This window comes from Sorangium sp. So ce321, assembly GCF_051530195.1.
GTDB lineage: Bacteria > Myxococcota_A > Polyangia > Polyangiales > Polyangiaceae > Sorangium.
In genome coordinates this window covers 8,002,818-8,026,343 of sequence record NZ_CP150329.1, presented here as the reverse complement: position 1 = coordinate 8,026,343, position 23,526 = coordinate 8,002,818, and the positions used below count along the sequence as shown (strand labels likewise).

The following is a 23,526-nucleotide window of genomic DNA, read 5'->3' as shown; positions in this document are numbered from 1 at the left end:
GCTCTGGCCAGTCGACAGGGCCGCGACGGCGCCGGGACAGCCGTCGGCCGCTGCGCCGGAGCGCCGACGCCTGGAAGCTGAATTACCGGGCATTCAGCCGGCCGGGCGGTCTGTCCCGAGCGCGAGGACTCCGTGGTTTGGCCCTCGCATGGCCGCGCCACCGGAGGACCTGATGAGCACAGCGCGCCCGTTCGAGAGGAATACCCCCATGCGGACCTCACGCGCCGTGAAGACGGCAGGCGTGCTCTTCGGCATGGGCGCCGGCGGATTGATCGACGGGATCCTGTTCCATCAGCTCCTGCAGTGGCACCACCTGATCTGCTTCAGCTGCCATCCGGGCGCGACCATCGAGGACGTGCGGAGGAACATCTTCGCCGACGGGCTGTTCAGCGTCGTCGCATTCAGCCTCACCGTGGCAGGAGTCAGCAAGCTCTGGAGCGCGCTGCGCACAGGCGAGATCCGGCTGCCAGGACGGATCTTCCCGGGCGCCGCCGCCGTGGGCTGGGGCGTGTTCAACCTCGTCGAGGGGGTGATCGACCATCACCTCCTCCAGATTCACCACGTCCGCCCGGGGCCGGGTCAGCTGGGCTGGGACCTCGCGTTCCTCGCGTCCGGCGCCTTGCTGGTGCTGGGCGGCCTGCGCCTGATGCGCGAGGCGAGCCTCGGCGCGCCGGCTCGGCTGTCAGCGCGCTAGGGCGCGGTCGTGTCGAGCGACGCCGTGGTGTTCCCCGACGGAACACCGCTGCCCGCGGGCGGAGAGGCCGTGTCGAGCGACGCCGTGTCGGCGCCCTGGACCGGCTCGGCCGCGTCGGTCGCCGCGATGTCCCGCGCCGCTTCCGGCCGCGCTGGCTCGCTGGCGGTCGGCCTGCTCACGCGGAGCGCGGGCACCACCATCGACGGATCGAGCGCGGTGCCGCCCGCGAGCAGCGGGCGCATCGCCTCCAGCATGGCCGCGGCGCTCGGGTAGCGCGCGCCAGGATCGAGCGCCAGCGCGCCGTGAACGACCCGCGCGACCTCGAGCGGGACCCAGGGCGCGACCTCGTGGAGCGGCAGCGGCGGCGTGCTGCAGATGGTGGAGACGAGCTTCCCCACCGTGCCGACCTGCTGGTACGGCGCGTGGCCAGCCAGGGCGCAATACAGCGCGCTGGCGAGCGACCAGAGGTCCGTGCGGTGATCGACGTCGCGGCCGTTCAGGACCTGCTCGGGCGACATGTACAGCGGCGAGCCGAGCAGGCTGCCGGTGTTCGTCAGCCCCGTCGTGTGCAGCACGACCCGCGGATCGGCGAGGATCTTGGCGATGCCGAAATCGAGGATCTTGACGGCGAGCGAGCCGTCGCCGCGCCTGGCGAGGAAGAGGTTCGCAGGCTTGATGTCGCGGTGGACGATGCGCGCCTCGTGCGCCTTCTGCAGGCCCGCGAGCGCCTGGGCGCCCACGCGCAGCGCGACGTCCGGCGGCAGCGGCCCGCTCGCGTCGATGCGCTGCTGGAGGTCCTCCCCCTGGAGGCGCTCCATGGCGATGTACGAGATGCCCGTCGCTTCATCGGTGCCCGCGTCGAGCACCTGCACGATGTGCTCGCTGTCGATCGCGCTCGCCGCCCGCGCCTCGCGGCGAAAGCGCTGCACCCCGTCGCTGCCGGCCGTGAGGTGGCGGCCGCTCATGACCTTGACCGCGACGCGCCGGTGCGCCGTCGCGTGCTCCGCCTCGTACACAGCGCCCATCCCCCCCTCGCCGAGGAGGCGCACGAGCCTGTATTTGCCGTCGATCGTCTGGCCGATCACCCGGACAGGCTCCCCTCTCCCTCGGGCCAGGCCAGCTGGACGAGCCGGCGCAGCAGGGACAGCGAGGGCGCGCGCGAGCCCGCCGCGGACGACGGGAAGGCGCAGGTCAGCTGGATCGCCGCGAACGGCGCCCGCCTCGCGATGAGCAGCTCGCAGTGGCCGTTGAACACCGCCGGGTCCCGGGGCGAGGCGAGCGTGTCCAGCGAGAGCCCCTCCGGCAGCTCCGCGAGCGCCTGCTGCAGGTCCTCGAGCTCCTCGGGCGCGAGCCGCCGCGCGCGCGGCTCGCCCGCGCAGCCCCCGCCGGCGCGGACGAGCGCGTGCCCCCCGGCCTGCGCCCGGAACGGGGCCGCCGAGGACGGAGGCAGCGAGAGCTCGACCTTGACCCAGCGGCGCCCTCCGCCGGCCGGCGCGATGCCCTCGAGGACGAGCAGCCAGTCGGGGGCCGCTGGCCGGCGCGTCATGGCCCGCGCTGCCCAGCGCCGCACCGCCTCGCGGCCCACCCACGGCGAGAGCCCCGCGTGCCAGTCGCGGAACGCGAGCTCCTCGCGGTACGCCGCGCCCGGCAGCCACCCCCTGGCCGCCCCGAGCGACTCCCAGACGGCGAGCCCCGCCGCGAACGCCGGGCCCACGCTGATGCACTGGACCAACCCCGGAATGCACGCGGCGGCCGCGGCGAGCACGGCGCCCCCCGCGGCGGTCGACGCGACGAGCTGGACCGCGCCGAGCCCTAGCTCCCACGGGTGGCTGCTCTGGCACTGGTGCCGCAGCTCGGCGGTGCTCAGCTCGCTGGGGTCGCGCACGTCGCTGGCCGCTCTGGTCATATCCACGTCGTCGCCGCGCTCGGACCGCGGACGAGCCCTGCCAGCATACCGCGATCCGGCGGCGCGTGCCCTCAATCCGCCTCGCCGCCGGGCGCGGCGATGGCGCCGACGGTGGCCTTCGTCGCGCGCAGGTAGTCGCCCGGGGACACGAGGATCTGCGTGCCGCGCACGCCGGCCGAGACGGAGACGACATCGAAGAGCTCGATCGTCTCGTCCGCGTAGACCGGATAGGCCTTCTTCGCGCCCAGCGCCGTGACCCCGCCGCGCACGTAGCCCGTGAGCGGCTGGACCTCCTTGAGGGGCACCGTGTCGACCTTGCGATCGCCGGTGAGCCTCGCCATCGCCTTCAGGTCGAGCTGCGCGTTGCCCGGCACCACCGCGAAGCAGACGCCGTGGCGATCGCCGCGCGCCACGAGCGTCTTCCACACCTGCTCCGGCGGCAGGCCGACCTTCCTCGCCACCGTGCTCGCCGTGAGGTCGCTCGGGTCGACCTCGTAGGTGCGCAGCTCGTACTGGATACCGAGGCTGTCGAGGATGCGCGCCGCGTTCGTCTTCATGGGCCGGGGCATGCTATACGACCCGGCCGCGCCGATGACGAACGAGAAGAAGGTCCCCGAGGGCCGGCTGAACCGCTTCGTCCGGCTCGCGGGGCTCGGCGCCCGTACGGGGGCGGCCCACCTGCTCTCGCGGCGGGGCGACGCCGCCGCGGAGGCCGCGGCGCACGTCGCCGAGGTGCTGGGCACGATGCGCGGGCTCGCCGCGAAGGTCGGCCAGATGGCGAGCTACGTCGACGGCTTCGTCCCCGAGCCCCAGCGCGAGGCCTACGAGGCCGCGCTGCGCTCGCTGCGCGCGGCGGCGCCGACGTCCTCGCCCGCGGCCATCCGCGCGGTCGTCGAGGAGGACCTCGGGGCAAAGATAGGCGAGCTCTTCGCGGCCTGGGACGACGCGCCGTTCGCGAGCGCCTCCATCGGCCAGGTGCACCGCGCGGCGCTCGCGGACGGGCGCGAGGTGGCCGTGAAGGTGCAGCACCCGGGGATCGACAGGGCGATGGCGAGCGACCTCGAGAACGCCGGCGTGGTCCAGGCGATGGTCGGCGCCGTGGCGCCCAGGGAGGTCGACTCGAAGCGCGTGTTCGAGGAGGTCCGGGCGCGCTTCCTCGAGGAGCTCGATTACGGCCTCGAGGCGGAGCGGCAGCGCTATTTCGCGGGCGTGCACCGGGGGGACCCGGCCATCCACATCCCCGAGGTCATCGCGGAGCGCTCGTCGCGCCGGGTGCTCACCGCCGAGCTCGCGCGCGGCGCGACCCTGGAGGAGGCCGCGACGCGCGACGAGCGCACCCGGCGCGCGTACGCCGAGACGCTCTGGCGCTTCGTCTTCAAGGGCAACCTCGTCGGCGGGATGTTCAACGCGGATCCGCACCCGGGCAACTACCTCTTTCAAGCGGACGGTCGGGTCACCTTCCTCGATTTCGGCTGCGTGGAGCCGCTCGACGGCGCGCGGCTCGAGCACGGGCGCGCGATGCACGTCGCCGCGCTCCGCAAGGACGAGGCGGCGTTCGCGCGGCACGCGGCGCTCATCCTGGGGACGCGCGGCGGGCGGTTCGAGGAGCTCTCGCTGGCGTACACGCGGCGGTGCTTCGAGCCGCTGTTCGGCGCGCCGTTCCGCGTCTCGCGGGCCTACGTGGCGAGCCTCGTCGAGGGCGTGAAGGCGATCAAGGAGCAGATCCTGGTGAAGGACAGCGGGTTCGTGCAGCTGCCGCCGGGGATGCTGTTCATGAACCGGCTCCAGTTCGGGTTCTACTCGGTCCTCGCGCGGCTCGACGTGGAGGCCGACTATGCGGCGGTCGAGGGCGCGTTCCTGCGCGAGGCCGGGCTGCTCGAGTAGCTCCGCGCGTCAGAGATCCGCCAGTAAAAAAGGTCGATGACGAGGGGCCGCCGGAAACAGTAGCGTTTTCATGGTTTCCGCCTGTTTCACGGCGGAGGGCGGCTCCGGTGCGTGCCCGAGCGCGGCGCCGGTGGCGAGGCTGGAGCGCACAAACTACGAATGTAAAGTCAGCACGGCCCGCGCAGAAGACGCTGCGCGGCCTGAAGTGCTCGATCCGCGGCCGCGGTCAGCATGTCCTCGTCCGGGTCGAGGCCGATAGCCTCCTCGAAGCGGTCGGCTAACTCGATGGTAATTGTGCCCGGACCGCATCCGACGTCGAGGAGGCGGCCCGAGCCGTCAAGTCCCACTTCGGCTGCGAGCGTAGGGGCCAATGCCCGTGAGTACGGGGGCCACCCCCGAGCGTATCGTGAACAGCGGCTCGCTCACGACGCGGAGACGATGCCGAGCGGCGCGCGAGCGCGGCGCGAGGAAGAGACGAGCGGCAACAGATCCTCGCCCACGCGCACCGCCTCTTCGAGGTTCGGATACCCGGAGAGGATGAAGGTATCGATACCGAGCGCCTCGTACTCGGCGATGCGCTCGGCCACCTGCCGATGGCTCCCGACGAGCGCCGTACCGGCACCGCCGCGCACGAGCGACACGCCCGCCCAAAGGTTCGGCGACACTTCGAAATCGCGCACGCCGAGCTTCTTGCCCGCGTGCAGCGAGAGCATGCGCGCTTGACCCACCGACTCCATCGAGCCGAGCCCGCGCTGCGCCTCTTCGATCGCGCCGGGCGGGATGCCGTCGAGCAGCCGCTTTGCCTCGCGCCAGGCGTCCTCTTCGGTGTCGCGCGTGATGACGTGGACGCGCAGCCCGAAGCGAATCGCGCGGCCGAGGTCTTCCGCGCGGCGGCGCATCGAGGCGATGCGATCGCGCACCATGCTCGGCGTCTCGCCCCACAGCAGATACACGTCCGCATGCTTTGCAGCCACGCGCTCTGCGGCTTCGGAAGCGCCACCGAAGTAGATGGTGGGGCGCACGGCGAGCGGCTCCACCAACCCGCCGTTCTCGACGCGGAAGTGCGCGCCTTCGTGGGTCACGCCGGGTCCGCCGAACGCCTTGTCGACCACTTCCAGGAACTCGTCGGTCCGATCATAGCGCGCGTCGTGATCGAGGAAGTCGCCGTACGCCCGCTGCTCCTTCGCGCTCCCGCCGGTCACGACGTTGAGCAGGAGACGATCGCCCGTGATGCGCTGCATGGTGGCGACGCTCTGCGCGGCCACAGCCGGATACATCTGCCCGGGCCGGAACGCGACCAGCAGCTTCAAGCGGCGCGTGTGCTGCGCGACCGCCGCGGCCACGAGCCACGCATCCTCGCAGCGCGAGCCCGTGGGGATGAGCGTCGCAAGGAAGCCCGCGCGCTCCGCCGCCAGCGCGACTTGCGTCAAGTAGCCGATGTCCGGCGCTCGCTGTCGCCGCGCTTCGGCCTCGAGGTGGTGTGCGCTGCCGATCAAGTCGCGGCCGTCGCCGTGCGTCGGCAGGTACCAAAGAAAGTCGCTGCTCACCGAAACCTCCTAAACCGCGCCTTCATGCCATGATGATGTTTCGTTCGCAAGACGCGCCCCGCCAGGCGCAGGCAGCAATCACCAGCGATTGTTGCCAGGGCAGCAATCACCGGCGACTGTTTCCAGGGCAGCAATTACCAGCGACTGTTTCCAGGGCAGCAATCACCAGCGATTGTTGCCAGGGCAGCAATCACCAGCGATTGTTTCCAGGGCAGCAATCACCGGCGACTGTTTCCAGGGCAGCAGCGGGGCTGCCAATCCGCGCCCCGCGGCGGCCCGGGGGTGCACGGCGCCGCACGGGCGCGTTCTTCTCGATCCTGCGCGAGGAGTGGCCGGGCGCCCGGGCGCGGCTCGAGGCGCGCCTGCGGCACGCCCCTTGAGCTCACGGTGCTCACTTCGCTCACAACAAGGTCAGCTGACAGGTTGCACGGGAGATCTTGCAGGGTTGCCGAGCCCGAAGGCCCCTGCTCACCGTGCGGCGCGGGGACCCTTGCCGGACTCGCGCGACCCTCGCTCCTGCGGCTCATTCTGGAACGACCGGTCCAGAGTGAGCCCACGCGCCCCCGCGGATCATTCTGGAACGACCGGTCCAGAATGAGCCCACGCGCCCCCGCGGATCATTCTGGAACGACCGGTCCAGAATGAGCCCACGCGCCCCCCCGGGCGAGCTGCTCGATGGCCTCGGCGAGCAGATCCGGCTCGACCGGCTTGGCGAGGTGCGCGGCGAACCCCGCCGCCAGCGCCCGCGCGTGGTCCTCGGTGCGGGCATAGGCCGTGACCAGCGCGACCGGGAGCGCGGGCTCGCCCCGCTCTCCCTCCATCGCCCTGAGCCGGCGGAGCAGCTCGTAGCCGTCCAGGTCCGGCATGCCCAGGTCGCTCACCAGCACGTTCGGCCTGCCGCCAGCGTCTGCCGCCGACAGCACCTTCAGCGCCGCCTGGGCCGACCCGACGGCCGTCACCTCCGCCCCCTGCTCTCCGAGGGTGTAGGCCATCACGTCGCGCGTGTCGGGGTCGTCCTCCACGAGGAGCACCCGGAGCCCGCGCAGCGGTCGCGCGACGGCGGCCGCTCCGCCGGCGCGCGGGCGCGCTGCGGCCGGCGCGTGGGTCCCGTCCACGGCGGCACCGACGGGGAGCGCGACAGTGAACACCGCGCCCAGCCCCTCCCCGGGGCTGTCCGCGGAGAGGGTGCCGCCGTGCAGCTCGACGAGCTGGCGGCTGATGGCGAGCCCGAGCCCCAGCCCGCCGTGCCGCCGCTGCGGCATCGTGTCAGCCTGCCGGAAGCGCTCGAACACGTGCGGGAGGAACTCGCGGCTGATCCCGTCGCCCGTGTCCGCGACCGAGACGCGGAGCTCGCCCTCCTCGCGCCACACCCGGACCTGGACGCGCCCGCCCGGCGGCGTGAACTTGACGGCGTTGCTCAGCAGGTTCCAGAGCACCTGCTGGATACGGTCGGGATCGACGCGCACCAGGCCAGCCTGGGCGTCGTGCGCGGCTTCGAGCTGGATCCGCTTGGCCTCCGCCGCGGGGCGGACTGCGTCGACCGCCGCGGCGGCGACCTGCGCCAGATCCATGTCCCGCAGGCGCAGCTGGAGCTTGCCCGCCATCATCCGCGAGACGTCCAGCAGGTCCTCGACGAGCTGCGATTGCGCCCTGGCGCTCCGCTCGACCGCCTGCAGGCCCTGCTGCATCTTCAGCGCGTCGGCCCGCCCGCTGCGCAGGAGGCGCGTCCAGAGCAGGATCGCGTTCAGCGGGTTGCGGAGCTCGTGAGACACCGTGGCGAGGAACGCGTCCTTGATCCGCACCGCGTCCTCCGCCACGTCCTGCGCTGCTTCCGCGGCCTTCCGCGCCGCCCGCTCGCGCGCGACCAGCTCGCGGATCTCGCATTGCCGCCGCCGGGCCCGCAGCGCCGCCTGGACGGCGGTCACCAGGGTCAGCTCCCGGACAGGCCGATCCAGGACCGTCAGGTTGCCGGCCGCGCGCAGCGCCGCGATGGCATCCTGGCTGGAACGCACGTGCGACTTCGCGTCGGCCAGCAGCACGAGCGGCAGATCCGACCACGAAGGCTGCGCGGACAGCGCCGCGAGGAGCTCTGACACGGCCGCGGGCGCCAGCGCCTCCTCCGTCAGCAGCACCGCCCCCGCGCCCTCCCGCACGGTGGCTGCGAGCTGCTCCATGTGGCGGCACGCCATGGGCGCGAGGCCTGCCCGGTCGAGCACCTGGCACAGCAGCGGCGTGTCCCGCCCCACCGGCGCCAGCACCAGGACGCGCTCGTCGCACGGCGAGGCATCCGGCACGGCGCTGGCGCTATCCACGGCTGCCCCCCTCCTCGCTCCCCGCCGTGCCTCCGCTGCTCTTCCAGCCCTGGCCCCCCTCGATCGCCTCGGGGACGCCGCTGAGGATGCTGCGGAACTGCCGCAGCGGCGCCTCCCCGACACGTACACCCTCGGTGCTGATGAACAGCTCCCGGAGCGTCGTCTCGTGCTCGCCCTTGCGCTTCTTGATGGCCGCCACGCACCTGCGGAGGCCGCCGTCCGCCTCGAAGAACCGCAGGGCGAGGATCGAGTCCGACAGGTAGCTGACGTCCACCGCCGGCACGGGCCCGACGCTCATGAACCCCTCCTGGTTCACCACGAGGAGCGTCAGCACCCCGCGGCTACTCAGAAAGTTGAGCAGCTCGTGCATCTGCACCGAGAGCATCGAGACGTCCCCCATCGCGTTGAAGTACCCCGTGAGGCTGTCGATCACGACGACCCTGGCCTTGCCGTACTCCACCGCTGTGCGGACCCGGTGCGCGAACTCTCCCGGGGTGATGTCCGCCGTGTTGATCTGCTCGATCGTCAGCCGGCCGCCGTCCAGGTGCGGCTGCAGGTCGATGCCCACGCTGCTGCTCCGCACCTTGAACAGCTCCGGGCGCTCCTCGAAGAGGAAGATGGCGGCGGCGTCGCCGCCCTGGACGGCGGCGCGGGCGAAGACCGCGGCCAGCGTGCTCTTGCCGGCGCCTGAAGGACCGATGAGCAGGCAGGCCGTGCCCTGCTCCAGCCCGCCCCCGAGCAGCCGGTCGAGCGGCCCGACCCCGCTCTGAATGCGCCGGAACTCGGTGTACTCGCCGCTATGGCGCGCCTCCACGCGCGGATAGACCTCCAGACCGCCCGTCCGGATGCGAAAGTCATGGTATCCACTGCGGAAAGCGATCCCGCGGACCTTGATCACCCGCAGGCGCCGCCGGACCTCGCCATAGTCCGGGGCGGTGTGCTCCATGTGGAGCACGCAGGAAGCCAGGCTGTGAAACTCGGTGTTGAGCGGGCCCTCCAGCTCCGTCTCCGACGGCCATTCGCCGAGGAACAGCGCCGTACACCCCCGCTCGACCAGGAACTGCCGGAGCACCACGATCTCGCGGTGGTAGCGCGGCGTGCTGCCCGCCAGCAGGCCGATCACGCCGATCGAATCGAAGACAACGCGGCTCGGTTGGGTCTGCTCGACCACCTGGCGCAGCTGCCGGGTGAGCTCACCGAGCTCCACGTCCGCCGTGCGCAGGACCGTCTGGTCTGCGTCGAGGTGCTCCGCGATGTCGTTGGGCGACAGATCGTGCACGCTCACGCCCTCCAGCGACCACCCGTGGGAGCGGGCGATCGCCTCCAGACCTTTCTTGGTCTGGGCGAGCGTGATGTACAGCCCGCTCTCCCCGGCCCCGATCCCGGAGAGAAGGAACTGCAGCGCGAGCGTGGTCTTGCCGGTGCCGGAAGAGCCCTGGACGAGGTGCATCTGCTCGCGCGGAAAACCGCCGCGCAGGATCTTGTCCAGGCCAGCAACGCCCGTGCCTGCCTGTCCCTCGACGAGCGATGCTGTCCGATCCCCCCGAGATGTCATGGGGTACTTTACGCCATCGGGTGCGCCTGTCGTGCGGAAGCGCCCAGCTCGGTGCTGCGCCGCGGGCCTCGGTCGACGGGGGCGCATTCCTGCAGGGAGCCGGGCTCCTCGGGGAATACGATCGGCGCGCGGCGCCGGGTCAGCGCGGGCGGCGGTCGTGGAAGAGGAGCATCTCGATCGTGCCGGCCTCGCGGAGCCAGGGCTGGTCGTGCGGGCCCGGCAGGACGCGGAGGGTGTGAGGGACGGAGCGCTTCGCGAGCTGCGAGGCGAGCGCGGCGTTCGCGTCGTGGAACGGGTCGCCCTTGCTGGTGAGCAGGTGGATGTGGCGCGGACCGGCCGCGGCGACGGCCCGGGCGAGCCGGTCGGCGTACGCGGGGGCGCGGTGGGCGCTGATGGCGGACTGCACGCCGCCCCAGGCGCCGAAGAGCTCGGGCCTGCGGAGGAACACCTCGACGCCGACGTAGCCGCCGAGGGAGCAGCCGTCGAGCGAGGTGCGGGCAGCGTCCTGGAACACGGGCGCGTCGGCGCGGGCGCGCGGCAGGACGACGTCCGCGAGCCAGCGCGCGTAGCCGTCGAGCGCCGCGGAGGGGTTCGGCGCTTTGTGGACGTTGGGCGTGAAGGGGCACGCGACCGCGAGGCCGCGGAACGGCTGCGCCGCGAGCGCGGCGTTCGCCTCGGCGAGCCGCGCGTCGGTCCAGTCCTGCCGGCGCGCGGTGCGGGCGAGCGGCGGGCGGCGGAGCCGCTCGTAGGCCGACCCGAGGCCGTAGCGCTCGAGCCACGCGAAGGCGCCGAGGCGCTCGTCGCCCGTCTCGCCGAGGCCGTGGAGGAGCACGAGCAGCGGCACGCGCTCGCCGGGGGCGAGGTGCCTCGGGACGAGCAGCGTGAACCGCCGGCCGAGGGCGCGGTCGCCGGGGACCTGGAGGTCGCGCACCTCGAAGGACGGCGGGGCAGGGGCGGGCGGCGGCGGCGCGGCGCCGGCGGGGTCGGCGAGGGCGGCGCGCGGGGCGAGGGCGGCGGCGCAGAGGGCCAGGAAGGGGCGCCGGGGGAGGAGCATGCGCGGAGTGTCGCAGCTCCGCGGCGGCCGACCAGCCGCGCCGGCGGGCTCGGCGGTCCTGACCAGCCGCCGCGCTTGAACTACCCTGGTGGCCATGCCGCCCACCGCCTTCGCCGTCTGCCACGACGACGCGCCGGACGCGCGCGTGCGCGTTTGCCCGCACCTCGACGTCGAGCACCGGCCGGGCGTGAGCCTCGTGTGGGCCGGCGTGAGCGCGATCGCGTGGCAGCGGCTCGTCCAGCTGGCAGGGGCTCCCCTCGAGATCGCGCCCGCAGGGGCCGGCGAGGCGGCGGGGACCGGCGAGGCGGCGGCGCCCCTCGCGCAAGCGCTCGGCGCGAGCCCCATCGACGAGACCACCCTGGACCCGGCGTACTGGGCCGCCTGGGCCGGGCCGCTCGCCGCGAGCTCGGCCGGGGAGCTCCAGCAGGAGAGCCGCCGTCTCTTCGGCGTGGACTGGCCCCTCGGCGCGCCGGCAGGCGCGGGCCCGGACCGGATCGCTCTGCGGAGCGGCTTCGCGATGCACCCGCGCTTCGATCCGCCGCTGGCCCGCGCTCCATTCCCTCGCTCTCACCACGGCACCCAGGTCCCCTGCTTCGGCGTGTGGTGCAGCCCCGGCGAGCCGGAGCCCGTCTGGCACACGCGAGCCACGCAGGCGCTCATCCATTTTCCGCGCTACACCGACGATGAGCTCGACGAGCTGTCGGACGAGGGGATCGACGCCGCGTACAACCAGTTCGTCATCGAGCTCCGCGCGGCCGATCCCGGAGTCAGGGTCATCGTGGCCACGTTGCCCGCCGGATCGACGCTCGGGCGCACGATCGACCGCGCGCTCTCCCTTCTTCGAGAAGACGACGCGCACCCGCGCGCGCGCTTCTCCGCCGACGAGGGCCTGTTCATGCCGGTGATCGACATCGCGTGCGCCGCGCGCTCGAGCGAGCTCGCCGACCGCCTGATCGAGAGCCCGTCCCTCGGGCGCGCTCGCCTCGGCCCTCTCGAGCAGGTCATTCGCTTTCGCCTCGACGACGGGGGCGCACTCGCCCCCTCGCCGTCCCGTTCCTTCGGCCTGATGTCGCCCCCGCGGCGCTTCAGCTGCGCCCTCCCGTTCCTGGTCCTCGTCCTCGCCCGGCGCAGCAAGCTGCCTGTCTTCGCGGCATGGGTCGAGAACGTCGATGTCCTCGCGAAGGCGCCGGAAGCCCGTTGAATCAGTCCTGGTGCGGCACGCCCGGGAAGCCGCCGTGCGACCCGCGCCCGGTCGGCGCCGTGGGATCGTGCCACGAATCGGCGTGCTGCGTGCTGGGCGTGCTGACCTGGCTCACCGTGGGCGTGCCGCCGCGCGGACCCGTCGCGCGATCCCATTGCCCGTCCGTGAGGTCCACCGACCCCCCCGCGCCCGGTGTCGGCGGACAAACACCGCAGTATTGCTGGCCGTAGGGGCGGACATACGCGATCCCCGAGGGCCCCGAGGTCGGGCAGCCCGTGGCCTGGTTCACGCCCGCAATGACGCTCTGTCTCGGCCGCTCCGTGGGGGTCGTGGACGCATTGCAGGCCACGACGACGACCTCCGAGCCTGGCTGTAGCCCCGCCTGGTTCAGCGCCTCGCCCAGCTGGCGGCCGCTCGACCAGTTGCGCTGCCCGTTCTGGAACGTGACCTGGCCGCCGCGGGTCGAGCCATGCGTGACGACCTCCACGTGCGTCTCGCCTTCGAGGGAGAGGCCGCCCGGGTTGTGTGGACCGCGGAGCTGGTCGGCGCGCACCACCTGCTGTCCGGTGGCCGCCGCGCGCTCCATGGCGGCGCGGCGCGTCTCGCCTCGCCCGTGCTCGTCCGGGTGGTCGTCATTGGCCGTGTAGCCGATGATGATGATGAGCCCCAGCGGATCGATGTATTCGGTCGCGTTGGGGACGAAGCCGATGTCGTGCACCGAGCCGGCCTGTCCGAGCGGGTCCGGCGTAAGGAAGGTCCCGAGCTCCGGCGAGTAATACCGGTGCCGGTTGTACCGGAGGCCGGTCTCCACGTCGGCGCGCTGGCCCGCGAACCGGAGCAGGCCCACGCGACCCTCGACCCTCACCTCGTTGCCCAGGGGGTCGAGATCGAGCGACGCGACGGCGCCGTCCGCGCTCAGGTAGAGCCAGGGCGTCGAGGCCGCGTCGGTGGCCACGAGCCGCCAGCCAGCCTCGCCCTCGTGCTCGGCGATCGGCGTGTAGCCGTCCTCCCGGAAGACCCGGCGCACGGCATGTCCCGCGCCGGGCCGCTCCTCGACCACCGAGTCGCCGTCCCATCCGAACCAGGTGCTCGTCCCGTCGCTGCGCAGGAGGGCGAGGCGCCGCCCGAACGCGTCATAGACGAAGCGGATCATGAACCCGTCGTGCCGCCGCGCCTCGCTCAGCCGGCTCTCGCCGTCATAAACGTACGTCCACGAGCTCGCCGGCGAGCCGCTCAGGCGCTGCGCGAGCCGCCCGCTCGCGTCCCACACGAAGCGCGCCGAGCCGGTCGTGCGCTTGCGGCCGCCGCGGCCGACGGACGCCGCGCCCTCGCTGCCCGCGATCGGCGTCCCCTGGGCTGCATGGTCGTACTTCTCCTCCACCCCGAGGCCGCTCGCGCGCCGGACGCGGCCGCTCGCGTCGAGATGGTAGCTGCGGCGCCCGTGGGCGCTGTCCACGACGGTCGCGACGCCCGGCTGGGGTGCCCACTCGAACGCGCGCTCGCGGATCGACGCGCCGCCCTCGCCGATCGCGCGCACGCGCACCGGCCTCCCGAGGCGATCGCGGGTGATCGCGACGCCGGTGCGGCGGTCGAGGCGCCGCACGACCTCCTCGGGCCCGTGCTCGAAGGCGAGCGCCTGCTCGATGACGCCGCCCTCGCCGTGCACGGTGAGCTGCTCGATGACGCCGCCCTTGCCCCGGCGCAGCGCGCGCCCGTCTGCCCCCGTCCTCGCGACGCACCGCCCGAGGAGGTCGTACTCGTAACGATGCTCGTGCCCGGCAAAGGTCTGCTCGCGCACGAGCTGGCCTGCCGCGTCGTAGTCGAACAGGTGGCGCTCTCCCGCGGCGTTCTCGATCCAGACCGGGCGCAGCATCGCGTCGTATCCCCACCTGAGCCGCGAGCCGTCGGCGAACGAGCGCTCCACGAGCGCCTCTCCAACGAAGCGCGATGTGGTGACCCCGCCGCCGGGGTGCCGCTCGGCGACGACCCGCCGGCGCGCGTCGAACTGGCGCTCGGTGCGGCGCCCGTGCGGCCCCACGACCTCCACGATCTCGCCCCTGGAGTCGTACGACAGCGCGTAGGCCGCGCCGGTGGGCGTCTCGAGGCGCACCGGGAGGCCGAGCAGATCCCACGTGTAGCGCCATGTCTCGCCGCGCACGCCGATCCGCTCGATCAGGTTCGCGTGGGCGTCGTAGCGTGTCTCCTCCGTTCCTCCCGGCCCGGAGGTCCGCACGGCGCGCCCGCGGGCGTTGTATTCGCACCGCGTCACGGCGCCCGACGGATCGGTGCGCTGCACCAGCCGGCCAGCCGCGTCGTGCTCCATCTTCCAGACCGCGCCGGCCGGGTCGACGAGCTCGATCGCGTTGCCCTGCGGGTCCCGGCGAAAGCGCAGCTGGCGACCGAGGACATCGGTCGACGTGAGCGGCCTGCCCATGGCGTCGTGACGGGTGTGGTCGACGTAGCCCATGGCGTCCTGCACGCTGACGAGATGGCCGCCCGCGTCGTACGCCAGGCGGGTCGCGCGGCCGAGCGGATCGACGTACCGCTCGACCAGCCCGAGCGCGTTGCCGTGATAGCGGTGGACGCCGCCCGTGGCGTCGGTGACCGTCGACGCGAAAGGGCCCGGGCCATAGGCGATCTTCACGTGGAAGAGGCCCTTTGCCGCGGAGGCGCCGCGGCCGCCGATCTGATGCCTTCCGCGACCGTGCCCATGGTCGGATAGGGGATGGGCAGGGGGCTCGGCGCCGCGGGGGTCAGGCACACGCTCACCGCCATGCCGGTCATCTGGTGACCGGACTTCTCTGTGATGGTGTCCATTCCGAGAGCGGTGACCTTGGCCATTGCGGGTTCAGGGTCGCATGCCGATCTTCATGCTCGCAATGGGAACCGCCCCCGCGGTTTTCTTGCGAATCGCCAGCGCGACGCCATGCTCGCACCGCGGTGATAATATGTTCTTGACGGAATGAAATCGATTGGTGGGAGCGTCCCCGGGAGTTCTGTGGTGCAGCGCGAGCCTGCCGGAGTCCCGGCGGGCTCCGAGCCTGCGGCGCTGCTGGAGCGCCGGCGCGGGCGGCGCCCTGTCGCGATCTCCGGCTCATCGACGAGGACCGAGATCCTGAGAAGCCGCCCGCGCAGCGCACGTCCAAAACATCGGAGCTCCGGAGTCGCGGCTTGCGCTGGCCGCGCGCTTGACTCGGCTTTGTGTCGTCGTACGCTCCCTGTGTAGGTGTCGCGCCGGCCGCGCGGCATTCCGGGGGACACCGCGGCGGCGCGCGGATGAGGCCTGTCGTGCTCGATGCAGCCGATCGGGCGATGCGCGCTCGCCGCACATCGACGTGCGGCGCTGGCGACCGGCGCGCGAAGACGGCGGAGCTCGTCGCCGGTCGGGTGAATCTGGCAATTCAAGGGGGGCAGTCATGTGGGGAATCCAGCTCGGCGCGCTCGCGCTCGCGCTGCTCGCGGCGTCGGGCTGCGCGCACGCGATTGACGGCCCGCACGGCCCGCACGGCCCGCGCGGTCCGCGCGCGGGTGATGTCGTGTACCTCGACCAGGGGTGGGGTGACGAGGAGCGCCGGATCTTTTACCGTGCCTCCCAGGGGACCAGGCTCTTGCCGCTCTCGTGGTTCCTCGCGCTCGAGCGCGAGGACAGCGCGGCGCGGTTCGTCGAGAGCGATTATGTGACGCGCTATGGCTTCATCGAGGATCCGGGCTCGAAGAGCAACCAGGAGCGCCTCCCCGTGGGGTTCGCCAGGGACGTCGACGCCGCGACGGGCGAGGTGTACGTCGGGTTCACGTGCGGGACATGCCATACCCGCCAGATCTCCTACCGCGGGGCGAAGATCCGGATCGACGGCGGCCCGGCGAACATCGATGTCGTCGCCTTCACCGATGCTGTCTTCGGCGCGCTCGACCGCACCCTGAAGACGCCGGAGAAGCTGGATCGCTTCGCCAGGGCGGTGCTGAAGGACGATCGCGGCGAGGCCTCGGTGCGCGCCCTGCGCGCGCACATGGAGAAGATGCTGGAGGGGGCGCGGCTGCAAGCGTTCGCCGGGGGCGGGGGGGCTCACGCGACGGTCGCGGGCTTCGGCAGGCTGGACGCGCTCGGGCGCGCCGGCAACCTGCTGCTCGGGCAGCTCGACCCGAAGAGCCTCCGCGCGACCAACGCGCCGGTCGATTACCCTCATCTCTGGGACGCGCCGACGTACGACTGGGTGCAATGGAACGGGTCCATCATGCAGCCGATGACGCGCAATATCGCGGAGGCGCTCGGGGTGGGCACGCACACGCAGCTCGTCCCGGAGTCGCAGGGGACGAGGGTGCATGTCCAGTCGAGCATCCGTGTGGACGACCTGCACCTCCTCGAGCAGCAGGTCGAGAAGCTCCGCGCCCCGCGCTGGCCGGAGCACCTGTTCGACCGCATCGACCAGGAGCGGGCGGCCCGCGGCAGGCTGCTCTACAGCGCGCACTGCGCGAAGTGCCACGAGCCCGGGCTGACCCCGCCGAACGAGCACGGCAAGCGGCTCCGGACGGCGATGATGTCGCCGCTCGACGAGATCGGCACCGACCCCACCGATGCCGTCAATTTCAACGAGCGCACGGCGGATCTGGGGGCGCTCGGGCTCGGGAGGATGGGAATGGCGCGGGCGCTCGCGCTCGGCACGCAGGCGATCCGCGAGACGAAGTACGAGGCGTACGGCCTGTCCCCGGAGCAGCGGCTCGCGTGGGACGGGTATCGCTCGAACGTGTGGCGCGCGCCGCTCGCGTACAAGGCGCGCGATCTGCGCGGGATCTGGGCGACGGCGCCGTACCTCCACAACGGCTCTGTCCCGAGCCTGTACGAGCTCCTGCTGCCGGCCGACCGGCGCTCGAAGCGGTTCTACCTCGGGAGCACGGAGCTCGACCCGAGGCGCGTCGGCGTGCGCGTGGAGCCCTTCCAGGGCGGGTTCGAGCTCGTGACGGACCTGATCGGCAACTCCAACGCTGGGCACGAGTACCGCGACGGGCCGCGCGAGAAGGGCGTCATCGGGCCCGCGCTGACCGAGGAGGAGCGCTGGGATCTGGTCGAGTACCTGAAGACGCTGTGACGAGCGGCGGGGGCGCTCGGCGGCCGAGCGCGAAGGGGGCGAGCGTTCCACGCGGCGACTCCAGCTGAATCGATGCCGAACCCCGTGCAGCCCGCGCTCGCGCAGGAGCTCCGGACGCGCGGGTCAGTCGTCGGACCGGGCAGGGAACGCCCGCGCCACCTCGACGAGTTCGGCTCCTGCCGCGCCGAGCGCCGCGTCGCCCCCCGCGACACGGATGAGCGGCGCGAGCGCGCGCAGGTCTCCCTCGGTCGAGCACAGAAAGCGCGCGCGGTGGAATGGCAGCCGGCCGTGCATGAGGTGGTCGAGCAACCTCGATAGGATCTGCCGGGCCACCGCGGGTGGGAGCCCGCTAGGCCGCCGGGCCAGCTCGAAGCCGAGCTCGGCGTGCGATGCCGGGAGCGCGAGATAGCGGCGCCCGAGCTCGGTGACGGCCTGCTCGCGCGTCGCCGTCGAGGCGTGCTCGGCGACCTGCAAGGCCTCGGCGAGCGCCAGGTTCTCCGGCAGGTCGAGCGCCGCGCGCAGCGCCGCGTCTGCGCGCTGCTCGCGCTCGCTCCGTGGCAGCGCCGCGAGCAGCGCGACGCGCGCGCGGCCCCGGTAGGGCTCGGCCAGCGCCGCAGCCCAGCCCTCGGCCTCGGCCGCGCGCCCTGCTGCGGCGAGCCGGCCCGAGAGCGCTGGTCCCAGCGTCGAGCGCGCCTCGCCCGGGCTGCCGTGCAGCGCCAGCACCACCCGGTCGAGGAGCTCCTCGGGCCAGCACGGCAAGAGAGCGAGACCAGCGCGCGCGGTGGTCTCGTCGTAGCCCTGTGCCAGCGTCGAGAGCCATTCCTCGCTCAAGGGCCGAAGGGCCCGGCGCCGCTCCCCGGAGGGAAGCGCCCGCGCCAGCCACGCGCGCACGTCGAGCGGCGCCGGCTCAGCCCGCTGCGCCTCGACTGCCCAGAGCAGCAGCGCGATCTCCTCGGACAGGTTCGCGCGCGGCAGTGACGCCCCGCGCTCGCCCGGATCGAGGGATGCCCACACCGCGCGTGCGGCGGGGGCGCCCTCGGCGCCGGCGAGGCTCGCCATCTCCAGGGAAAGCTCCGAACGCTCCAGCGGGCTCGCCGCATCGTCGTGCGCCACCGCTGCGATCGCCCGAAGGGCCCACCGCTCTCGGCGCTCTCCAGCCGCCGCCCGGGCCAGCTCTGCGAACGCCTCGACGTCTTCCGCAGCTCCCAGCTCGGCCTCCGCCAAGCGTAGCAGAGCCTCCCGCACGTCCGTGGTCGCCTCGATACCGAGCGCGGCGAGCGCGCGCGCTCTTTCCTCCCTGTCTCCGCCCTTCCGCCTTGCCGCCTCGAGCGCGCTCGTCGTCGCGTCGAGCACGCTTGCCTCCACGAGCGCGCAGCGCAGCTCTTCTGCGATAGCGCGCGAGGCGGCGACGTCGCGCCGGATCGCCGCCACATCGGACAGGAAGCCGGCGGTCCCTTCTGGCTCGAGCGACCAGCACCGGAGCCACGCCGGGCTCACGAGCGACATGACGTCCGAAGGCTCCGCCTCGCCCGCGCGAAAACCCGAGACGAGGTGAGAGCGGAGGTAGCGCACGGTATAGGCGGACGGCCTCACATCATCGGCGGCTCTCCGCTCGTCGAGGCATCGCGCCACGAGCGCGCGCCGCGCGTCATCGAGCGGCTGCGCGGCCATCGCGAGATCCTCCGCGAGCGACGTCGCGCCTGCCGGAAGCGGCGCATCCATGCACGGCGCCATCGCAAGCGCATCGGCCGGGCCATGCAGCGCCGCGAGCAGCGCTGGCGTGCCGCCGTCGAGCCGCATCGTGGGGACGCCCGCTGACACGAGCCCCGCCAGGGACGGCTGGTCCCGCGCGGTCACGAGCGCCCTCAGCGGCGGCCCCTCGTCGCCGGCCGCGCATGCCCCTTCGGCGAGCGCCTCGATCAAGAGGCGCGGGGCGCCGTCGAGCGCCTCGTCGAGCCCGTCGAGGACCAGCAACGTCTGCCCCGGCCTCATGACTTCGGGGAAAGCGAGCAGCTCGGTCACGCGGTCCCGCAGCGCTGTCGGGTGTAACAGCGGTTGCGGCGACTCCCCGGCCTGCTCGGCCAGGGAGTCGTGAAGGCCGGCCAAGTGCTCGCGCTCGAGGGCCGTACCGAAGGCGCGCCCGATGGGCACGAACAGCACGCTCCAGCCGTCGAGCGCCTCGAGCCAGCGCAGCAGGCGCTCGGTGCGCAAGGCGCGAGGCGCTCCGACGGCGGCCGCGAGCGGGGCCGTGCCGGCTAGCCAGGCAGCGAGCTCCGGCCAGTCCGGCGGAGGTGCCGGAGGCAGCGCGGCGCGCCATCGCGCGAAGCGACCGAACCGAGCGGATGTGGCGATGGTCGCCATCAGGTACCCCGAAAGGGCGGTGTGTTCGAGCGATTCGTGTTGGCTCCCCGTCTCGAGGGCCCGCCCTTCACATGCACATGGGCCCCATCCCAGCCGCCCGGGAATGGGGGCGCCAGATCGCCGCGGCGCGGGTGAGGGTTGGGCGGCCCGACGACGCCTCCACGCGTGGGCGACTCGCCGGGCAGGTTGATGTTCTGCGGATGGAGCCCGAGCTCGCGGAAGATCTGCGCGCAGCGTGGGCACGGGTTGACGAGGTTGCCATTCTCGTCCGTCGTCGTGATCGTCGCCCCGTTCCGGAACGCCTCCCGCAGCCGCGTGCGTACGTCCTCGTTGCTCAGCTCGCCTTCTCTGCGCTCGCGCGCTTGATCCCGAATCCGCTGCGCCATCTCGTGCAGCGCGTTCACCTCCGCGCACCCTCGGTTCGCCGCCAGATCGCTCCGCCCGGCGACGGCGTTGTTGACGGCCTCATTGATGGCCGGGTCCTCGCGGCGGGGCGCTTGCCCGCTCTGCGTCCTGATGGGCCCGCCGCCGAAGCCGGCGACGTTCGAGGTCATCCGCGACCCCGAGAGCCCCTCGGGATCGCTGCCATTGAACGGATCGTTCCCGGCATAGCGATAGGTGTTCAGATCAGGGTAGATGCCGAGCGGATCCGGGCTGATGTACCGCCCCACAGCTGGGTCGTAGTAACGGTGCCGGTTGTACGTGAGGCCCGTCTCCGGGTCGTGCACCTGTCCGGGGAAGCCGAACGAGGTGGCGTTCGAGGCCGCCCCCCAGGGGCTCTGGGGTACTTCCCGGGCCACGCTGCCGTCGCCGGCGAGGATCCGCTCCGGTGTGCCGACGTCATCGGTGAGGACGAACTGCCAGCCCTCACCGACCATCACGTCGTCGTGCGCCTGCTCGATCTTCTGCGCCCAGGGCGCACCCCGGAGCTCGTCGAACGCGTGGGTTCGGCGCTCAAGGACCCTGCCGTCTCGCTCGATGAGGGAGTGAAGCAGCGTTCCACCTGCCCAGACGTAGCGGTGCGTTGTCCGCTCCGCGCGGCCGCCGTCGCCAGCGCGGGTCACGACCTTCCTCGTCCGCCGCGAGAATGCGTCGTACGCGAAGTCCACGCGCGTCCCGTCGTCCATATCGATGGCGCTGAGCTGCCCGCCTGTCGTCCACGTGAGCCGCGTGAACCTGTCGCCCTGCTCCGAGCGGGTACGCCGTTCGGCCAGGCGGCCGCACCCATCGTAGGCGTAGATCGTGTCGCCCTTTTGAAGGAGGCGGTTGCCCGGACCGTACCGGCAGGCGGCGCGCTCGCCGCCTTCGAACACGTTGCCCGCAGCGTCATAGCCGAAGAGCGCTCTGCGCCCTCGGTCGGGGATGCACGCGACCATTTGACCGCGGGTATCGTACTCCACCTGTGTCTCTCCGCGCAGGCTGTCCATCCACGAGACGAGCTCACCCGCGGGCGCATACTGGTATTGCTGAGAGAGCACCACGCCCGGTCGCTTGGGGCCCACCCAGTCCGGCTCTCCCGGGCCGACGATCGGCACCGAGGTGGGCCTCTGTACCGCGCGCCATGTCATCCGGTCGTTGGCGTCGTAGCCCGTCTCGACGACGCCGCCGGCTGGCAGGACGCAGCGCACGGGGCGGCCAACGACGTCGTAGGCAAAGGCCACGGCGGCGCCGTCGAGGTGCACGCGCTCGGCCCAGCCGCGGAGATTGCGCAGAAAGCGCGCCTCATGGCCGAGCGAGCTCCTCTGCACGACGGCGTTGCCCATCGTGTCGTACGCGGTGATCACCTCGGAGGTGAAATCGCCGCTCTGCACGCGCTCCTTCGTCACCCAGCCCACCGCGTTGCGCTCCAGGTCCACGCGCGCCCCGGCCGAATCGCAGCCAATCAGGCGGCCGGAAAGGTCGTACTCGAACCTGTCCGCCGCGCCGTCGGCGTACTGCCGTGCCACGAGGTGTCCTGCGGCATCGTAGACGAACTCAGTCAGATCGCCGCTCGCATCCTTCATGGTCGTGAGCCGGCCACACAGGTCATGACCGTAGGAGACGACGCGGCCATCGAAGAACGTCTCGCTCGTCACCAAGCCCTGGCTGTTCAGCGCGAAGCGGTGGACCTCGCCGAGCTCGTTCTCCACGTGGACCAGGCGTCCCTCGCGATCATAACGGAGGCTGATCGCGCTGCCGTCGGGGTAGATGACTCCGCATAGCTTGCCGAGTCCGCGTCGAACAAAACGCGTCGTGCGGCCAGCCTCGTCCGTGACGGCGACCAGCGCGCCCATGGCATCGTAATCAAAGCGGTGATAGCCTACAGTCCTTCGAATCGCGAGGCACCGGCCGCGCAGATCGACGTCGTAGCGGAATGGCGCGCCGGTGGGGCTCGTCGCCGCGACGCAGCGGCCGAGGTAGTCGTACTCCATCGTCCAGGTCGCGCCGAGCGGATCGGTGCGACGCACGAGGTTCCCTAGCTCGTCATGGACGAACCGCATCGTGGCCCCGTTCGGCGCGGTCGTCTCGGTGACGAGCCCGCGCGCATCGAGCCGCACATCGAAGGTGGCGCCGACGGGGTCTGTCCAGGAGAGCCCATCAGGCCGCGGCGTCACCGCGGTGATCTCGCCCACCGGCCCAGTGATCCGGCGGATATCACCGCTCGGATCCCGCTCGATCAACGTCGTCGCGCCGAGCGGGTCGGTGACAGCGAGCTCGTTCCCGCGGCCGTCGCGCTGGAAGCGCCAGGTCGCGCCGTTCGGGTCGGTGAACGACGTGAGCATGCCGATGTCGTCGTAGGTTCGCGAGTAGACGGCCGGACCATCCACGATCTTCTCGAGCCGGCCATTCGGGTCGACAAAGGCCCGCTGGAGCTTCACGGAGTCGACGATCTCCACGTAGCCGTCGGGGCCATAGGTGAACTGACAATGATGGATCCCTCGGGCGGCTGTCGTGCCGTCTGCCAGCGTGCCAGGGATGCCCGGTGCGAGGTAGCCTTCGTCGCCCTCCGGCAGGCGGCCCCATGTCTCGACGCAGCGCCCTTGCGCGTCGTACACATAGTAGAATGTGACGCCGTTCGGGTGCGCGGTGGAGACGAGACGGTGCTCGTCATAGGTATACCGGGTCTGGCAGCCCTCGGCATCCGCGACGACGGTGAGGTCGCCCCGCTCGTCATAGAGGTAGGTCGCGAGCGTGATCCAGCGCCCCTGGCTGGCGGCGTTCTTCACCAGGACGCCGCGTATCCGGCCCGACGCGTCGATGTTCAGCCGTATGCGCCGCCCGACCGCGTCGGTCATCTCGGAGAGCCGACCGGCGGCATCGTAGGTGAGTCGGAGGGTGTTGCCGTGACGGTCACGGATCGAGACAAGGCGAAAAACGCCGGCTGTATCGGTTGCGATGAACTCTCGAATGAGCCCGTCGTTCGTGTCCAGCACCCAGGCGGACGCGGTGTGTGCGAGTACCCAGCCCGCAGAGCCGATGACCCCCTTGCCCTCGACGGGTCGCTCGAACGTCACCTGCGTCGCAGCCGCCGTGCTGACGACCACGGTGCGGCGCCTCTCGCGAATGCGCCAGGCGAAGGAGTGCGACCATCCCCACCCCAGGCCAACATCGTGATCGCGGAAGGCGCTGCGGTACTGTCGGACGAGCGCGAAGGGCAGGGGGCCAGCGAGGCGCGCGTCGGTCACGGGCTCGGTGATGACGTGCCCGGTAGCCACATCGACAGGGTCGCCGCGGGACACGCCCGGGCTTGTGCGCGAGCCATGGTGATTCGGGCATCCGCCCTGGTTGCCAAGCCCGCTGCCGCAGGCGCTGCGGCCGTCGTTGCCTGCGCCGTTGCCGCCGTTGCCGCCGTTGCCGCCCTGACCATCTCCCTGGGCGCCATCGGCGCCGGCTTTACCGCCTCCCCCGGCTCCTCCGCCTCCCATGACGAAGACGCCAGGATTCATGC

15 protein-coding genes are annotated in these 23,526 nt (G+C 72.2%); 4 read left to right on the top strand and 11 right to left on the bottom strand.

Annotation, left to right across the window (positions count from 1 at the left end):
• The first annotated feature begins 208 nt into the window (after window positions 1-208).
• Window positions 209-694: a DUF2243 domain-containing protein gene (locus WME89_RS29390; protein WP_438003007.1), complete on the top strand. Its 486-nt coding sequence runs from the start codon at window positions 209-211 to the stop codon at window positions 692-694.
• On the opposite strand, the gene WME89_RS29385 is transcribed toward WME89_RS29390, so the two are convergent.
• From WME89_RS29385 to ybaK, 3 genes are all read right to left on the bottom strand, one after another.
• A complete protein-coding gene (locus WME89_RS29385; protein WP_438003006.1) occupies window positions 691-1,779 on the bottom strand; it encodes a serine/threonine-protein kinase in 1,089 nt (362 codons plus the stop codon). The genes WME89_RS29390 and WME89_RS29385 overlap by 4 nt on opposite strands.
• On the bottom strand, window positions 1,776-2,600 hold the full coding sequence (locus tag WME89_RS29380; RefSeq protein ID WP_438003005.1) for a hypothetical protein: 825 nt from the start codon (window positions 2,598-2,600) through the stop codon (window positions 1,776-1,778). Before WME89_RS29380 ends, WME89_RS29385 begins: the two co-directional genes overlap by 4 nt.
• Before the next feature lie 71 nt (window positions 2,601-2,671).
• Complete coding sequence (ybaK, locus tag WME89_RS29375; protein WP_437617898.1) at window positions 2,672-3,157, bottom strand: Cys-tRNA(Pro) deacylase; 486 nt, start codon at window positions 3,155-3,157, stop codon at window positions 2,672-2,674.
• Here ybaK and WME89_RS29370 point away from each other — a divergent pair.
• On the top strand, window positions 3,135-4,484 hold the full coding sequence (locus WME89_RS29370; protein WP_438003004.1) for an ABC1 kinase family protein: 1,350 nt from the start codon (window positions 3,135-3,137) through the stop codon (window positions 4,482-4,484). The genes ybaK and WME89_RS29370 overlap by 23 nt on opposite strands.
• A 167-nt stretch (window positions 4,485-4,651) precedes the next feature.
• On the opposite strand, the gene WME89_RS29365 is transcribed toward WME89_RS29370, so the two are convergent.
• The 5 genes from WME89_RS29365 to WME89_RS29345 all read right to left on the bottom strand — a co-directional run bounded on the left by WME89_RS29365 (window position 4,652) and on the right by WME89_RS29345 (window position 10,952).
• Window positions 4,652-4,831: a class I SAM-dependent methyltransferase gene (locus WME89_RS29365; protein ID WP_438003003.1), complete on the bottom strand. Its 180-nt coding sequence runs from the start codon at window positions 4,829-4,831 to the stop codon at window positions 4,652-4,654.
• Window positions 4,832-4,906: 75 nt separating this feature from the next.
• Complete coding sequence (locus WME89_RS29360; RefSeq protein ID WP_438003002.1) at window positions 4,907-6,031, bottom strand: LLM class flavin-dependent oxidoreductase; 1,125 nt, start codon at window positions 6,029-6,031, stop codon at window positions 4,907-4,909.
• 617 nt (window positions 6,032-6,648) lie between these two features.
• On the bottom strand, window positions 6,649-8,343 hold the full coding sequence (locus tag WME89_RS29355; RefSeq protein ID WP_438003001.1) for a hybrid sensor histidine kinase/response regulator: 1,695 nt from the start codon (window positions 8,341-8,343) through the stop codon (window positions 6,649-6,651).
• Window positions 8,336-9,898, bottom strand: coding sequence for an ATPase domain-containing protein (locus WME89_RS29350; protein WP_438003000.1), 1,563 nt, complete (start codon window positions 9,896-9,898; stop codon window positions 8,336-8,338). Before WME89_RS29350 ends, WME89_RS29355 begins: the two co-directional genes overlap by 8 nt.
• A gap of 139 nt (window positions 9,899-10,037) precedes the next feature.
• A complete protein-coding gene (locus tag WME89_RS29345) occupies window positions 10,038-10,952 on the bottom strand; it encodes an alpha/beta hydrolase (RefSeq protein ID WP_438002999.1) in 915 nt (304 codons plus the stop codon).
• A 94-nt stretch (window positions 10,953-11,046) separates the two neighbouring features.
• Here WME89_RS29345 and WME89_RS29340 point away from each other — a divergent pair, with 94 nt between their 5' ends.
• Window positions 11,047-12,153 (top strand): hypothetical protein, encoded by a 1,107-nt coding sequence (locus WME89_RS29340; protein WP_438002998.1) that lies wholly within the window; start codon window positions 11,047-11,049, stop codon window positions 12,151-12,153.
• Between the two features lies 1 nt (window position 12,154).
• On the opposite strand, the gene WME89_RS29335 is transcribed toward WME89_RS29340, so the two are convergent.
• Window positions 12,155-14,797 carry an RHS repeat-associated core domain-containing protein gene (locus WME89_RS29335; RefSeq protein WP_438002997.1) on the bottom strand — a complete coding sequence of 881 codons (2,643 nt, stop codon included), beginning with the start codon at window positions 14,795-14,797 and terminating at the stop codon, window positions 12,155-12,157.
• Between the two features lie 772 nt (window positions 14,798-15,569).
• Here WME89_RS29335 and WME89_RS29330 point away from each other — a divergent pair.
• Window positions 15,570-17,237 carry a di-heme-cytochrome C peroxidase gene (locus WME89_RS29330; protein WP_438002996.1) on the top strand — a complete coding sequence of 556 codons (1,668 nt, stop codon included), beginning with the start codon at window positions 15,570-15,572 and terminating at the stop codon, window positions 17,235-17,237.
• 123 nt (window positions 17,238-17,360) lie between these two features.
• Here the strand turns inward: WME89_RS29330 and WME89_RS29325 are convergent, their stop codons facing one another.
• Complete coding sequence (locus WME89_RS29325; RefSeq protein ID WP_438002995.1) at window positions 17,361-19,448, bottom strand: hypothetical protein; 2,088 nt, start codon at window positions 19,446-19,448, stop codon at window positions 17,361-17,363.
• 149 nt (window positions 19,449-19,597) lie between these two features.
• The gene (locus WME89_RS29320; RefSeq protein ID WP_438002994.1) at window positions 19,598-23,524 is read right to left on the bottom strand and encodes an RHS repeat-associated core domain-containing protein; all 3,927 of its coding nucleotides are present in this window, start codon (window positions 23,522-23,524) and stop codon (window positions 19,598-19,600) included.
• Window positions 23,525-23,526 lie beyond the last annotated feature (2 nt).

Excerpts from the sequence above, each read along its gene's own strand:
- WME89_RS29350 (WP_438003000.1), bottom strand. The coding sequence starts at position 9,898 with ATGACATCTCGGGGGGATCGGACAGCATCGCTCGTCGAGGGACAGGCA.
- WME89_RS29380 (WP_438003005.1), bottom strand. The coding sequence starts at position 2,600 with ATGACCAGAGCGGCCAGCGACGTGCGCGACCCCAGCGAGCTGAGCACC.
- WME89_RS29345 (WP_438002999.1), bottom strand. The coding sequence starts at position 10,952 with ATGCTCCTCCCCCGGCGCCCCTTCCTGGCCCTCTGCGCCGCCGCCCTC.
- WME89_RS29340 (WP_438002998.1), top strand. The coding sequence starts at position 11,047 with ATGCCGCCCACCGCCTTCGCCGTCTGCCACGACGACGCGCCGGACGCG.
- ybaK (WP_437617898.1), bottom strand. The coding sequence starts at position 3,157 with ATGAAGACGAACGCGGCGCGCATCCTCGACAGCCTCGGTATCCAGTAC.
- WME89_RS29390 (WP_438003007.1), top strand. The coding sequence starts at position 209 with ATGCGGACCTCACGCGCCGTGAAGACGGCAGGCGTGCTCTTCGGCATG.
- WME89_RS29320 (WP_438002994.1), bottom strand. The coding sequence starts at position 23,524 with ATGAATCCTGGCGTCTTCGTCATGGGAGGCGGAGGAGCCGGGGGAGGC.
- WME89_RS29370 (WP_438003004.1), top strand. The coding sequence starts at position 3,135 with ATGCGCGCCGCGTTCGTCTTCATGGGCCGGGGCATGCTATACGACCCG.
- WME89_RS29330 (WP_438002996.1), top strand. The coding sequence starts at position 15,570 with ATGTGGGGAATCCAGCTCGGCGCGCTCGCGCTCGCGCTGCTCGCGGCG.